Consider the following 13,678-nt stretch of genomic DNA (forward strand, 5'->3'; position numbering starts at 1 on the left):
AGCGTAGCGTGGCGGGGTCGATATGGCGGTAACAACACCCTACGGCGCAACATTTTTTTCCAACCTTTGCATCTGGTCTCACCCCTTGCACGGTCGGCGCATGACAATGGACCCGTCGCCTGGTTTCTTGCCGCGAGGCTGCATCGTGCCCAACCAAACCGTAACTCCGGCTGCAACGATTTCCGACGCCCTCGAACGCCTTGCGGCGCTGGGCCCCAGCGCATGCATGCGCAAGCTGGCCGCCAGCATCGAGCGCGCCGCCGACAGCGACGCCACCGTACTGCTGGTGGGTGAAAGCGGCACCGGCAAGGATGTGCTGGCCCGTGCCATCCATGACCTGGGCGCGCGCCGCGACGCGCCCTTCATGGCCATCAACTGCGGCGCGATCAGCCCGACGCTGGCGCATGCGCAGCTGTTCGGCCACGAGAAAGGCAGTTTCACGGGCGCCCTGTCGCACAACGCCGGCTACTTCGAGAACGCCAGCGGCGGCACGCTGTTCCTGGACGAGATCACCGAGATGCCGCCCGACATGCAGGTGCATTTCCTGCGGGTGCTGGAAACCGGCGCGTACCGCCGGGTCGGCGGCGTGGAGCTGCTGCACGCCAACGTGCGCATCATCGGCGCCACCAACCGCGACCCGCACGCCGCGGTGGCCGAGGGCCGGCTGCGCGAGGACTTGCTGCATCGCCTGCTGGTGCTGCCCCTGCGGGTGCCGCCGCTGCGCGAGCGGCCGCAGGACATCCGCTTCCTGGCCCAGCGGTTTCTCGACGAACTCAATGCGCGCCACCGCACCGCCAAGCGCTTTTCCGGCGCCATGCTCGACGCGCTGGCCGCCCACGACTGGCCCGGCAACGCACGCGAGCTGCGCAACGCGGTGCAGCGCGCCTATATCCTGCAAGACGGCCCGATCGGTCCGCAGGCGCTGGCCGATACGGTGTTGCGCCGCCCGGCCCGGCAGGATGCCGATACGTTGGCCTTTCCTGTGGGAACTCCCCTCGAATGCGTCCAGCGCGAGCTCATCCTCGCCACGCTGGCGCGCGCAGGCGGCGACAAGCGGCGCGCCGCCCGCACCCTCGCGATCAGCCTCAAGACGCTCTACAACCGCCTCAACGCCTATGGCGTGGGCGCCGGCGCGGACCCGGAAAAAAATACGGCGACGTTGTAACTCCTGGCTCCGCCGCGCGCCGCCGTAACGCCGCGCCCCGAGAGAAGCGCTGGCTGGCACCGATCTTGCGTACTCCTCTGGTATGTTCCCGCGCCCAGGCGCGTCCCTGTCGGAGGAAAACTTGAGCCACGTCCTGCAGGATCTGCGGCTGCGCCAGCAAACCACGCTGGCGCCACGCCTGCAGCAGTCCATTCATTTGCTGCAAATGTCGGCGCTGGAGTTCACCACGACGGTGCAACAGGCCCTGGCGACCAATCCGTTCCTGGAGGACGCCGACGAGACCGAAGCGCAGGACGACGCGCCGGCGCCGCCCGCAGCGTCCGAGCCGCCCGCGACATCCGAGCCGCCGCCCGAGCCGCCCTCCTATGCCGGCGACTATCCCACGCGCAGCGCCGCCGCCCGGCCTGGCGTGGCCAGCGACGCGGCGGCCTGGGTGCCGGCCACCCTGAGCCTGCACGAACGCCTGTCGCAGGCGCTGGGCGCCTATGTGCTGAGCGAACGCGACCGTGCGCTGGCCGAGTTCATCGTGGATGGACTGGATGACGACGGCTACCTGCGGCAGGAATTGGCCCAATTGGCCGGCGTCGCCGATTTCGACCCGCCGCCCGAGGCCAGCGAATGGCAGGCGGCGCTGCACCTGGTCCAGCAACTCGATGCGCCGGGCCTGGCCGCGCGCGACCTGCCCGAATGCCTGGCCCTGCAGATCCGCGCCTGTAGCCGGCTCGATCCGGCCGTGCGCGACGCCGCCCTGGCCATCGTCGCCGCCCACCTGCCGCGCCTGGCGCGCAGCGATTACCCCGGCATGCGGCGCGCGCTGCGCTGCAGCGAACCGGTGTTGCGCCAGGCGTGCGGGGTGATCCGCGGCCTCGACCCCAAGCCCGGCCGCCGCTATGCGCACGAACCGCCCAGCTACGTCGTGCCGGATGTGGTGGTCAGCAAACAGCGCCAGCAATGGCTGGTGGTGCCGAATCGGGGCGCCATGCCGCATGCCCGGCTGCACCAGGCCTATGCCGACCTGTTCCGGCGCGCCCGCATGGACGAGCGCAGCCCGATGGCGCAGGAGCTGCAGGAAGCCCGTTGGCTGGTGCGCAATGTCGAGCAACGCTACGCCACCATCCGGCGCGTGGCCGAGGCCATCGTGCAGCGCCAGCAGATGTTCTTCGAGTTCGGCCAGATCGCGCTGCGGCCGCTGATGCTGCGCGAGGTGGCCGACGAGCTGGAGATGCACGAGTCCACGGTCTCGCGCGCCACCGCCAACAAGTACATGTCGACGCCGCGCGGGGTGTTCGAGTTCCGCCATTTTTTCTCGCGCGAACTGAGCACCGAATCGGGCGGCACGTGTTCGGCCGCGGCCGTGCGCGCGCTGATCCGCGAATACATCGACGCGGAAGACCCGCGCATGCCCTTGTCGGATGTGACCCTGGCCGAACGGCTGGCCGGCGACGGCATCGTGGTGGCGCGCCGCACGGTGTCCAAGTACCGGCTGCAACTGCGCCTGCCCGCCGCCGACGCGCGCCGCCAGTACTACTGACGCGCGCCGGCGCGGACCGGTCCCGCCGCTACTTCGATCCGCCCGTGTTGGGGTATCCCGGCGGCGGCGAAGCGCCCTGCGCCGGCGTGGCCGGCGGGTTGTCGTTGATGTCGGGCTGGCGCCGCGGCATGTCGCCGCGCGTGTCGTTGCCGCGATGCTCGTTCATGTGCTGCTGCGGCGTCTTGGGCATCCCGTCGTGGGTGGTGGTGCCGGGCGCGGGCGGCACCTGGCCCGGCGGCACCGGCCGGTTCGGCGGCACGGCCGTCGAATCGTTGGGCGTGGTCGAAGGCGTGGTCGGCGCGGTGCCGCTTTGCGCCAGGGCGCCGCCATGCGCCAGCAGCGCGGCCATGGCGCCGGCAACCAGGTAAATCAGGCTTCGTTGCTTCATATCGATGTCCTCCAGGTAAGGCCCCTCCATTTCGCAAGCGGCGTGCCTGTCGGCCACGCGGCCCGTCGCCTGCGTTGCAGCGCATCACTGCTGGCGGCGGCGAACATTGCGCGCCGACCGACGAGGCGGAATTACCGGCGCATGCAACAACGGCGCAGCGCCGGCAGCGCGCGCCCCGCCGATACGCGGGCTCGCAACGGCCGCCGGCGACCGGATACGGCTGGCGAACAACCCGGGCACGGCGCTTGCGGAACCAGCGCATCGGCCCGATCACGTCCCTGTTTGCGGCGCGGGCATCCTCTCAGGGAGCTTGCATGACGACCATACGTACCTTGGTGGTGGCCGCGGAGGCGTTTCCGCTGGCCAAGACGGGCGGCCTGGGCGACGCCGTGGCGGGCATGGTGCAGGCGCTGGGCCACCGGCCGGGCGGTGTGGACGTGCAGTGCGAGTTGCTGATGCCCGCCTATCGCGGCACGCTGGACAGGCTGTACCGGCCGCGCACGGTCGCGCGGCTGGGCGGACTGCCCGGCGGCCCGGCCAGTCTGGTGCGCGGCCATTGCCCGGGCTCGGGATTGTCGGTGCTGCTGCTGCGCAACGACGCGCTGTACGACCGGCCCGGCATTTACGTGGACGACAGCGGCCAGGGCTACCCGGACAATGCCCGCCGCTATGCGGCCCTGGCCCACGCGGCCGCCCGGCTGGCGCAGGGCCTGCCCGGGCTGCGGCCGCCGCACGTGGTGCACGCGCACGACTGGCATGCCGCGCTCGCGCCGCTGCTCATCCACGCGGCCGGACTGCACTACGTCAAGACGCTGCTCACCATTCACAACCTGGCGTTCCAGGGTACGTTTCCGGCCGAGCTGGCCAGCGCGCTGGGCATCCCGCTGGCGTGCCGGCACGACGACGGCGCGCTGTCCGATGACCGCGTGAATTTCCTCAAGGCCGGCATCCGTTATGCGACCCGCGTCACCACCGTCAGCCGCGCCTATGCGCGCGAGATTCTCACGCCGGCGTTCGGTTGCGGATTGCACGGTTTGCTGCGCGTGCGCGGCGCCGACCTGAGCCCGGTGCCCAATGGCATCGACACCGCGCTGTGGAATCCGGCCGCCGACCCGCATCTGGGCGGCCTGCGCTTCGACGCGCTGGATATGCGCAACAAGGCCTGTTGCAAGGCCGCGCTGCAGGCCGAGCTGGGCCTGCAGCTGCGCGCGGACGCGACCGTGCTGGCCATGGGCAGCCGCCTGACCGGCCAGAAGATGGCCGACGTGGCCATCGCCGCCCTGCCCGCCCTGTTGGAGGCGCACGAACACTTGCAGTTCGCGCTGATCGGCCGCGGCGAGCCGGACCTCGAAGCGGCGCTGCGCGCCCTGGCGGCGCGCTACCCGGGCCGCTGCGCGGTCCACATCGGCTACGACGAACCGCTTGCGCACCGGCTGCACGCCGGCGCCGACCTGCTGCTGCACGGCAGCCGCTTCGAGCCTTTCGGCCTGACCCCGCTGTACGCCATGCGCTATGGGACCCTGCCGGTGGCCTCGCGGGTGGGCGGCATGGTCGATACCATCCGCGACCCGGGCCCGGCGATCGAAGAGTCCTGCGCCGGCCAGGGTACGGGCTTCCTGTTCGATGGCAGCGAGCCCGCCGATATGCAGCTGGCCGTGGCGCGCGCGCTGCGCGCGCTGGCCAAGCCGGCGGTGCGCGACGCCATGCGCCGCAACGCCATGCAGGCCGATTTCAGCTGGCGCACCTCGGCGCAGGCTTATGCGGGGCTGTACGCCAATCTGGCCAGCGGGCCGCAGCGCGGCCGGGTGCCCGCGCCCACGCTGCCGCTGCTGGCCAACGCGGCCTGAGGCACGGCGCCATGGTTCGCCGCGCCGCCGCCCGCCTCGATCGCGACGCCGAACTGCTGGCTTTTCACGCCGCCGCGATCGCGCTGGCGCGCGGCGCGCGCGCCAGCCCGTACGCGGCATGGCAGGCGCTGTGCACGCGGCTGCGCCGCTGCGGCTTCAACGCCGTGTGCCTGACGCCGCCGTGGCAATGTCGCGACGACATCCAGGGCGCGCCGGCCGACGTGGACCATGCCGATGCGCGCTGGGGCGGCGGCGCCATGGACGCCACCCTGGCGCGCCTGGCGCGCGAGGCCGCCGCGCAAGGCCTGACACTGCTGCTGGACCTGGAGCCCGACCGGGTGGCGCGCGACGCCGCGCCGCGCACCGCGCAGGCGCAATGGCTGGAGAGCCCGGCCGACGAGCCGGCCGGCGACCCGCGCCAGCCCGCTGCGCGGCACGGCGTGCGCTATGTGCGCACACGCCCGGCTCCGACCGGTTTCCTGCAGGCCTGGCAGTCCCGCCTGGCCGGATGGCTGGACGCCGGCGTGGCCGGCTTTCGCTGCACCGCGCCGCAGCGTCTCGATCCTTCCGATTGGCGCGCCCTGTTCGAACCCTTGCGGGCCAGCCGGCCGGCGCTGCGGCTGCTGGCCTGGACCGCGGGCCTGACGCCGGCGCAATCGGCCGCCCTGGCCGGCGCGGGGTTCGACGGCGTATTCGGCTCGATCCCCTGGTGGTCGCCCGACGCCGCGTGGCTGGACGCCGAATCGCAGCGCCTGCGCGAGATAGCGCCGCTGCTCGCCGCCCCGCTCGCCCCGGCCGGCGGCGCGCCGCTGGCGCCCGCCAGCGCGGCCGCGCACGCCGCGCTGCGCGCCCTCTGGGTGGCCGCGCTGTGGGGCGACGGGCTGCTGGTGGGCAGCGAACTGCAGCGCATGATGCCCGCCGTGGCGCGCGCGCTGCGCTGGCGCCGCCAGGCCGCGCCGCGCGGCCGGCCGGTCTTGCTGTGCGGGCGCGATGGCTGGGCCACGCTGATCATCCGCCCGGGCCCGCCCGGCACGAGCCATGTGCTGGCGCTGGATCCGCAGGCCGCGCATGAGCCGCGGGTCGACTGGAGCGCCGGCGCCGCGTTGCTGCCGGCCGGCGTGCCTAGGCACCTGGCCGACCCGGTCGAACACTGCGCGCTGTACCGCGTTGCCGCCGAGCGTCCGGTACGCGCCACGGCGGGCGCGCTGTTGCCCGGCCCGCCCTCGGCGTGCGACCGCGACGCCCGCGTCGTCTTCGAGCACGTCGCGCCTTCGGTGGCGCACGGCAGCCTGGCCGCCAAGGCCCTGGCCCATGTGCCGGTCGAAGTCGGCGTCGACCTGATCTCGGACGGACACGAACAGCTGGCCGGCGAGCTGCAATGGCGGGCCGTCGACCAGGCCGGCTGGCACGGCGTGCCGCTGGCGCCGGGCGACAACGACCGCTGGCACGCGCGCTTCGCGCCGCGCCGGGTCGGCCTGCATGAGTTCCGCGTGTGCGCCTGGCGCGACACCTGGCTGACTTTCTGCCGCGAGCTGCGCCTCAAGCACGAGGCCGACCAGGACATCGCGCTGGACCTCGCCGAGGGCGCCGCGCACCTGCGGACAGCCCTGGCGCGGCGCCAGGCGCGCGGCGACGCGCGCCGCGCGCCCATCGAAGCGGCCCTGTCCATGCTGAATGGCGGGCCGGCGCCGGCCGACGCCGTGGCCGCCCTGCTGCGCGACGGACTGGCCCAGGCCATGCGCGCGCTGGCCGCGCGGCCCTTCATGCACACCAGCGCAAGCCGGCCGCTCTGGGTCGACCGCGCGGCCGCCGGCCACGGCAGCTGGTACGAACTGTTCCCGCGGTCGCAGGCCGTGCCCGCCGGCGCGCACGGCACCTTCGACGACGTGATCGCGCGCCTGCCCGCGCTGCGCGCCATGGGTTTCGACGTCCTGTACCTGCCACCCATCCACCCCATCGGCCAGTCGCAGCGCAAGGGCCGCAACAACGCGCTGCAGGCCGCCGCCGACGACCCCGGCAGCCCCTACGCGATTGGTTCGCCCGACGGCGGCCACGACGCCATCCACCCGCAGCTGGGCACCCGGGCCGACTTCGCGCGGCTGGTGCAAGCCGCCGCGGCGCATGGCATGGAAGTCGCGCTGGACTTCGCGATCCAGTGTTCGCCGGACCATCCCTGGCTGCAACGCCACCCCGACTGGTTCGAGCACCGCGCCGATGGCTCGATCCGGCACGCCGAGAACCCGCCCAAGCGCTATGAAGACATCGTCAATGTCAGCTTCTACGACCAGGCCAGCGGCCGCCCGCGCCGGGCGCTGTGGCGCGCGCTGCGCGATGTGCTGCTGTACTGGATCGACGCCGGCGTGCGCATTTTCCGCGTCGACAATCCGCATACCAAGCCGCTGCCGTTCTGGCAGTGGCTGATCGCCGACGTCCACGCCCGCCACCCCGACGTGGTGTTTCTTTCCGAAGCCTTCACGCGCCCGCGCATGATGTACCGCCTGGCCAAGCTGGGCTTCACCCAGTCGTATACCTATTTCACCTGGCGCAATACCCGCCATGAGCTGGACAGCTATCTGCGCGAACTGTCGCGCCCGCCGGTCTGCGAGTGGTTCCGGCCCAACTTCTTCGTCAACACGCCCGACATCAATCCGTATTTCCTGCAGGCCTCGGGCCGGGCCGGCTTTCTCATCCGCGCCGCGCTGGCCACCGCCGGCAGCGGACTGTGGGGCATGTACAGCGGCTTCGAACTGTGCGAGGCCCAGCCGGTGCCCGGCAAGGAGGAATACCTGGACTCCGAGAAGTACCAGTTGCGCCAGCGCGACTGGCATGCCCCCGGCAACGTGACCGCCGAGATCGCGGCGCTCAATCGCATCCGCCGCGCCAACCCGGCGCTGCACAGCCACCTGGGCTACGTGCCGCTGCAGTGCGCCAACGAGCAGGTGCTGACGTTCTGCAAGGCCACGCCGAACCGGGCCAGCGTGGTGCTGGTGGCGATCAGCCTGGACCCCTGGGCGCCGCAATCGGTCCGGGTGGCCCTGCCGCGCTGGCTGTTCGGCCTGGACGACAGCGCCGACCTGCACGGCGAGGACCTGCTCGACGGCGCGCGCGCAAGCTGGCGCGAGGCCGCGCTGGACCTGGAATTGACGCCGCAACGTCCATACCGGCTGTGGCGCCTGTGGTCCCGACCCCTGTCATCCTGAGCGTACCGATCATGCCTGCCACCCATCCCGCTCCCGACCCGCTCTGGTACAAGGACGCCGTCATCTACCAGTTGCACGTCAAGTCCTTCTTCGACGCCAACGACGACGGCGTGGGCGACTTCGCCGGCCTGCTGGCCAAGCTGGACTACATCGTCGAGCTGGGCGTCAATACCATCTGGCTGCTGCCGTTCTATCCGTCGCCGCGCCGCGACGACGGCTACGACATCGCCGACTATCGCGGGGTGCACCCCGACTATGGCTCGCTGGCCGACGCCCGGCGGCTGGTGCGGGCGGCCCACGCGCGCGGCCTGCGCGTCATCACCGAGCTGGTCATCAACCACACCTCCGACCAGCACCCTTGGTTCCAGCGCGCCCGCGCCGCGCGGCCGGGTTCGGCGCACCGCGCCTATTACGTCTGGTCGGACGACGACAAGGCCTATGCCGGCACGCGCATCATCTTCTGCGACACGGAAAAGTCCAACTGGACCTGGGACCCGGTGGCCGGCGCCTATTTCTGGCACCGCTTCTATTCGCACCAGCCCGACCTGAACTACGACAATCCGCAGGTGCTGCGCGAAGTGCTGGGCGCGATGCGCTACTGGCTGGACATGGGCGTGGACGGCCTGCGCCTGGACGCGGTGCCCTACCTGGTCGAGCGGGAAGGCACCAACAACGAGAACCTGCCGGAAACCCACGCCATCCTGCGGCGCATCCGCCGCGTCATCGACAGCGAGTATCCCGGCAGGATGCTGCTGGCCGAGGCCAACCAGTGGCCCGAGGACGCGCAAGAGTACTTCGGCGCCGGCGACGAATGCCACATGGCGTTCCACTTTCCCCTGATGCCGCGCATGTACATGGCCATCGCGCAGGAGGACCGCCTGCCCGTCACCGACATCATCCGCCAGACGCCGTCCATCGCGCCGCAATGCCAATGGGCCATTTTCCTGCGCAACCACGACGAGCTGACCCTGGAGATGGTGACCAGCCGCGAACGCGACTACCTGTGGAACGTCTACGCGGCCGAGCCGCGCGCGCGCATCAACCTGGGCATCCGGCGCCGCCTGGCGCCGCTGCTCGAGCGCGACCGGCGCCGCATCGAACTGATGAACAGCCTGCTGCTGTCCATGCCGGGCACGCCGGTGCTGTACTACGGCGACGAGCTGGGCATGGGCGACAACATCCACCTGGGCGACCGCGACGGCGTGCGCACGCCCATGCAATGGTCGCCCGACCGCAACGGCGGCTTCTCGCGCGCCGACCCCGAGCGCCTGCCGCTGCCGCTGCTGATGGGGCCGCTGTACGGCTACGAGGCGGTCAACGTGGAGGCGCAGCAGCGCGACCCGCATTCGCTGCTGAACTGGACCCGCCGCATGCTGGCCAAGCGCCGCCAGAGCCATGTGTTCGGCCGTGGCGAACTGTCGTTCCTGTATCCAGGCAACCGCAAGATCCTGGCCTATCTGCGCACCTGGGAAGACACGGTGGTGCTGTGCGTGGCCAACCTTTCGCAGGCGGCCCAGCCGGTCGAACTGCACCTGTCCGAGTACGCCGGCCGCGTACCGGTGGAAATGCTGGGCGGCACCGCCTTTCCGCAGATCGGCGAGCTGCCCTATCTGCTGACGCTGCCGCCTTTCGGCTTCTACTGGCTGGACCTGAGCGCCGGCGCCGCGCCGCCCGCGTGGCACAGCGAGCTGCCGCCGCAAATGCCGGAATCGATCACCCTGGTGTCGCGCGGCGCGGGCGCGGCGCTGCGCCTGACCGAGGCATCGCGCCGCCAGCTGGAAGCGGACGTGCTGCCGGCCTACCTGCAGCGGCAGCGCTGGTATGCCGCGCGCCGCAAACCCGGCGTCATGCGGCTGGCCTACAGCGTGCCGCTGAACGACGACGTGGAAAGCTATTACGAAGCCGAGATCGAAGTCAGCGACGACGGACCGCCGCGCCGCTTCCATACGCCGGTGGCGCTGGCCTGGCAGGACGATACCGCCGCCCAGTATCCGCTGGCGCGCGTGCGGCGCGGCGCGCAGCTGGGCACGCTCACCGACGCCTCGCTGCAGCCCGGCTATGCGCGCGTGCTGCTGGCGGCCCTGACGGCCGGCCGCGATATCCAGGCCGGCGGCGAGCCCGCCGTGCGGCTGCGCTTCCTGCCCGAGCCGGGCCTGGCCGACCTGGCGCTGCGCGATGACAGCAAGGTGCGCGCGCTCAGCGCCGACCAGTCCAACAGTTCGCTGCTGGTCGGCGAGCGCGTCGTGTTCAAGCTGCTGCGCGAGCTGCATGCCGGCCCGCACCCCGAAGCCGAGATGACGCGCTACCTCACCCAGGCCGGCTACGCGCATACGCCGGCGCTGCTGGGCGAGGTCGTGCGCGTGCAGGGCGACCAGGCGCCCCATACGCTGGCGCTGGCCCACGCCTACGTCGTCAACGAAGGCGATGCGTGGAACTGGACCGTGGCCTACCTGAAGCGCACGGTCGACGCCGCCATGCTGACCGGCGCCAGCGCCGACGACTACCAGCAGGAACTGGCCGGCTACGAAGTGCTGGCCGGCACCATCGGGCAACGCCTGGCTCAGATGCACTCGGTGCTGGCGCGTGCCGGCGAACTGCCGGGCTTCGCGCCGCGGCCGGCCAGCGAGCGCGACGCCGCCCTGGCGGGCGAGCACGCGGTGGCGCAGCTGGACCGCGCGCTGCAGGCCTTGCGGGCGTGCGAGAGCGGGCTCGCCCCTGCATCGCACGCCTGCGCGCAATGGCTGTTCGAGCATCGCGACCGGCTGGCGGCCCACATCATGACACTGGCGCAGGCCGAAACCGGCGCGCTGCGCATCCGCGTGCACGGCGACTTCCATCTCGGCCAGATCCTGGTCGCGCAGACCGACGCCTACCTGATCGATTTCGAGGGCGAGCCGGCCCGGCCCATGGCCGAGCGCCGGCAACTGAGCAGCCCGTTCAAGGACGTTGCCGGCATCCTGCGCTCGTTCGACTATGCGGTGGCCGAACTCAGCCGCGACGATCCGCTGGGCGGCGCGCCGCGCGACTTCAACACCGGCGTGGCCGAGCCGGCCGACCCGGCCAGCGCGCCCCGGGAAACGCGCGAGGCGCTGCTGGCGCGCTTCCGGCAGCGCGCCGGCGCGGCCCTGCTGGCCAGCTATGGCAATGCCATCGACCCCGTGCTGGCCTTGCCGCCCGAGCGTGCCCAGGCGCTTACCTGCCTGTACCTGCTGGAGAAGGCCGCCTACGAAATCTGCTACGAGTCGGCCTACCGGCCCGAGCGACTGCCGGTGCCCATCCATGGCCTGGCCGAAACCGCCCGCGCCGCGCTGCTGGCGGCCGCCGTCGACCACGATGAAGGACCGGCGCCATGATGCGAGATTCGCCTTCCATCCAGGGCACGCTGGACGCGGCCACCCAGCACGCGCTGCTGGCCGGCCGCCATGCCGATCCGTTTTCCGTGCTGGGGCCGCACCAGGCCGGCGCGCATACCGTGGTGCGCGTGCTGGCGCCCGGCGCGCGCACCGTGATGGCCGTGCTGCCCGGCGGCCAGCGCACACCCTTGCTGCCCATGCAGCCCGGCCTGTTCGAAAACACCGTGCCGGGCCTGCAGCCGGGCGCGCCGGCAGCCTACCGACTGTGCATCGAATGGGAGGGAGGCATCCAGCACACCGCCGACCCCTACGCATTCGGGCCGGTGCTCGACGCCGCCCAGCTCGACCATTGCGCGGCCGGCGGCTGGCGCTACCTGGCCGGCCTGCTGGGCGCGCACGCCGCCAGCGTGGACGGCTGCGCGGGCACCCGCTTCGCGCTATGGGCGCCCAATGCCCGGCGCGTGGCGGTGGTGGGCGATTTCAACGGCTGGGATGGCCGGCGCCACGCCATGCGCCTGCGCTATCCGGCGGGCGTCTGGGAGCTGTTCCTGCCCGACGTGGGGCCGGGCGCGCGCTACAAATTCCAGGTGCTGGGCGCCGACGGCCATACCGTGCTCAAGGCCGACCCGCTGGCGCGCCAGGCCGAGGCGCCGCCTGCCACCGCGTCCATCGTCCCCGACGAACGCCCCTTCGCGTGGACCGACGAGGCCTGGATGGAACAACGCGCGGCGCGCCAGCGTTGCGACGCGCCGATCTCCATCTACGAAGTGCATGCCGGCTCCTGGTTCGACGACGCCGGCGCGCCGCGCTGGCAAAGCCTGGCCGCCCGCCTGCCCGAATACGCGCGCTCGCTGGGCTTCACCCATATCGAGCTGCTGCCCGTGATGGCGCATCCCTTCGGCGGTTCGTGGGGCTACCAGCCGCTCGGACTGTTCGCGCCGGCGGCCGCGCACGGCGCGCCGGCCGACTTCGCGCATTTCGTCGACCGTTGCCACGAGGCCGGGCTGGGCGTCATCCTGGACTGGGTTCCGGCCCACTTCCCCGACGACGCGCACGGGCTGGCGCGCCTGGACGGCACGCCGCTCTACGAGCACGCCGACCCGCGCGAAGGCCGCCATCCCGACTGGAACACGCTGATCTACAACTACGGCCGCCGCGAGGTGCGAGCCTTTCTCATCGCCAGCGCCATCCACTGGCTGCGCCATTACCATGTAGACGGGCTGCGCGTGGACGCGGTCGCGTCCATGCTGTATCGCGACTACAGCCGCCCGGCCGGCCAGTGGATCCCCAACCGCCACGGCGGGCGCGAGAATCTCGAAGCCATCGACTTCCTGCGCGAACTCAACGCCGCCGTGGGCGTCCAGTGCCCCGGCGCCATCACCGTGGCCGAGGAGTCCACCGCCTGGCCCGGCGTGACCGCGCCGGTGGCCAACGGCGGTCTGGGCTTCGACTACAAGTGGAACATGGGCTGGATGCACGACACGCTGCGCTACATGCGGCGCGATCCGATCCATCGCCGCCATCACCACCACGATCTCAGCTTCGGCATGGTCTATGCCTATGCCGAACGCTTCGTGCTGCCGCTCTCGCATGACGAAGTGGTGCACGGCAAGGGCTCGCTGCTGGGCAAGATGCCGGGCGAGCGGGCCGCCCAGCTGGCCCAGTTGCGGCTGTACTACGCCTTCATGTGGGCCCATCCCGGCAAGAAGCTGCTGTTCATGGGCGGCGAGTTCGGCCAGCAAGGCGAGTGGAACCACGACGCCATGCTGCAGTGGTCGTTGCTGGACGATCCGGCCCATCGCGGGCTGCAGCGCCTGGTCGCGGATCTCAACCACGTCTACGCCACCCTGCCCGAACTGCATTGCCGCGACGCCGACCCGAGCGGCTTCGCCTGGATCGTCGGCGACGACGCGGACAACAGCGTGCTCGCCTTCGCCCGCGTGGACGCCAGCCATTGCCTGGTGGCCGTGTGCAACTTCACGCCGGTGCCGCGACCGGGCTATCGCTTCGGCGTACCCCACGCGGGCGACTGGCGCGTACGCGTGGACACCGGGGCGACGCGCTACGGCGGCGCCGGCGGCGGTCCGCCCATCTGCCTGCGCAGCGAACCCATCCCGGCCCATGGGCACCCGCAATCGCTGGTCCTGGACCTGCCCGGCTTCACCGCGCTGTACCTGCGCCACTCGGAGTAAAG

At 71.8% G+C, this 13,678-nt stretch carries 7 protein-coding genes; 6 read left to right on the top strand and 1 reads right to left on the bottom strand.

Annotation, left to right across the window (positions count from 1 at the left end):
* Positions 1 to 226 precede the first annotated feature (226 nt).
* Positions 227 to 1,165, top strand: a complete 939-nt coding sequence (locus EL288_RS12365; RefSeq protein WP_003811338.1) for a sigma 54-interacting transcriptional regulator — start codon at positions 227 to 229, stop codon at positions 1,163 to 1,165.
* Positions 1,166 to 1,286: 121 nt separating this feature from the next.
* Positions 1,287 to 2,696 carry an RNA polymerase factor sigma-54 gene (locus EL288_RS12370; protein ID WP_456298093.1) on the top strand — a complete coding sequence of 470 codons (1,410 nt, stop codon included), beginning with the start codon at positions 1,287 to 1,289 and terminating at the stop codon, positions 2,694 to 2,696.
* A 28-nt stretch (positions 2,697 to 2,724) separates the two neighbouring features.
* Here EL288_RS12370 and EL288_RS12375 read toward each other — a convergent pair whose 3' ends face one another.
* Positions 2,725 to 3,141: a hypothetical protein gene (locus tag EL288_RS12375; RefSeq protein WP_010928784.1), complete on the bottom strand. Its 417-nt coding sequence runs from the start codon at positions 3,139 to 3,141 to the stop codon at positions 2,725 to 2,727.
* A gap of 257 nt (positions 3,142 to 3,398) precedes the next feature.
* On the opposite strand from EL288_RS12375, the gene glgA reads away from it, so the two are divergent.
* The 4 genes from glgA to glgB are packed head-to-tail and all read left to right on the top strand — an operon-like array spanning position 3,399 to position 13,676.
* Positions 3,399 to 4,931 (top strand): glycogen synthase GlgA, encoded by a 1,533-nt coding sequence (gene glgA, locus EL288_RS12380; RefSeq protein ID WP_126621947.1) that lies wholly within the window; start codon positions 3,399 to 3,401, stop codon positions 4,929 to 4,931.
* An 11-nt stretch (positions 4,932 to 4,942) separates the two neighbouring features.
* Positions 4,943 to 8,131 carry an alpha-1,4-glucan--maltose-1-phosphate maltosyltransferase gene (locus EL288_RS12385; protein ID WP_126621948.1) on the top strand — a complete coding sequence of 1,063 codons (3,189 nt, stop codon included), beginning with the start codon at positions 4,943 to 4,945 and terminating at the stop codon, positions 8,129 to 8,131.
* Between the two features lie 11 nt (positions 8,132 to 8,142).
* Positions 8,143 to 11,484 (top strand): maltose alpha-D-glucosyltransferase, encoded by a 3,342-nt coding sequence (gene treS / locus EL288_RS12390; protein ID WP_033461607.1) that lies wholly within the window; start codon positions 8,143 to 8,145, stop codon positions 11,482 to 11,484.
* Complete coding sequence (glgB, locus tag EL288_RS12395; protein ID WP_003811333.1) at positions 11,481 to 13,676, top strand: 1,4-alpha-glucan branching protein GlgB; 2,196 nt, start codon at positions 11,481 to 11,483, stop codon at positions 13,674 to 13,676. The genes treS and glgB overlap by 4 nt, the downstream gene beginning before the upstream one ends.
* Positions 13,677 to 13,678: the final 2 nt, after the last annotated feature.

The sequence above is a fragment of the Bordetella bronchiseptica genome (assembly GCF_900636925.1).
GTDB lineage: Bacteria > Pseudomonadota > Gammaproteobacteria > Burkholderiales > Burkholderiaceae_B > Bordetella > Bordetella pertussis.

Coding starts and splice junctions, on each gene's coding strand:
- EL288_RS12365 (WP_003811338.1), top strand. CDS start 227: ATGCGCAAGCTGGCCGCCAGCATCGAGCGCGCCGCCGACAGCGACGCC.
- glgA (WP_126621947.1), top strand. CDS start 3,399: ATGACGACCATACGTACCTTGGTGGTGGCCGCGGAGGCGTTTCCGCTG.
- EL288_RS12385 (WP_126621948.1), top strand. CDS start 4,943: ATGGTTCGCCGCGCCGCCGCCCGCCTCGATCGCGACGCCGAACTGCTG.
- treS (WP_033461607.1), top strand. CDS start 8,143: ATGCCTGCCACCCATCCCGCTCCCGACCCGCTCTGGTACAAGGACGCC.
- glgB (WP_003811333.1), top strand. CDS start 11,481: ATGATGCGAGATTCGCCTTCCATCCAGGGCACGCTGGACGCGGCCACC.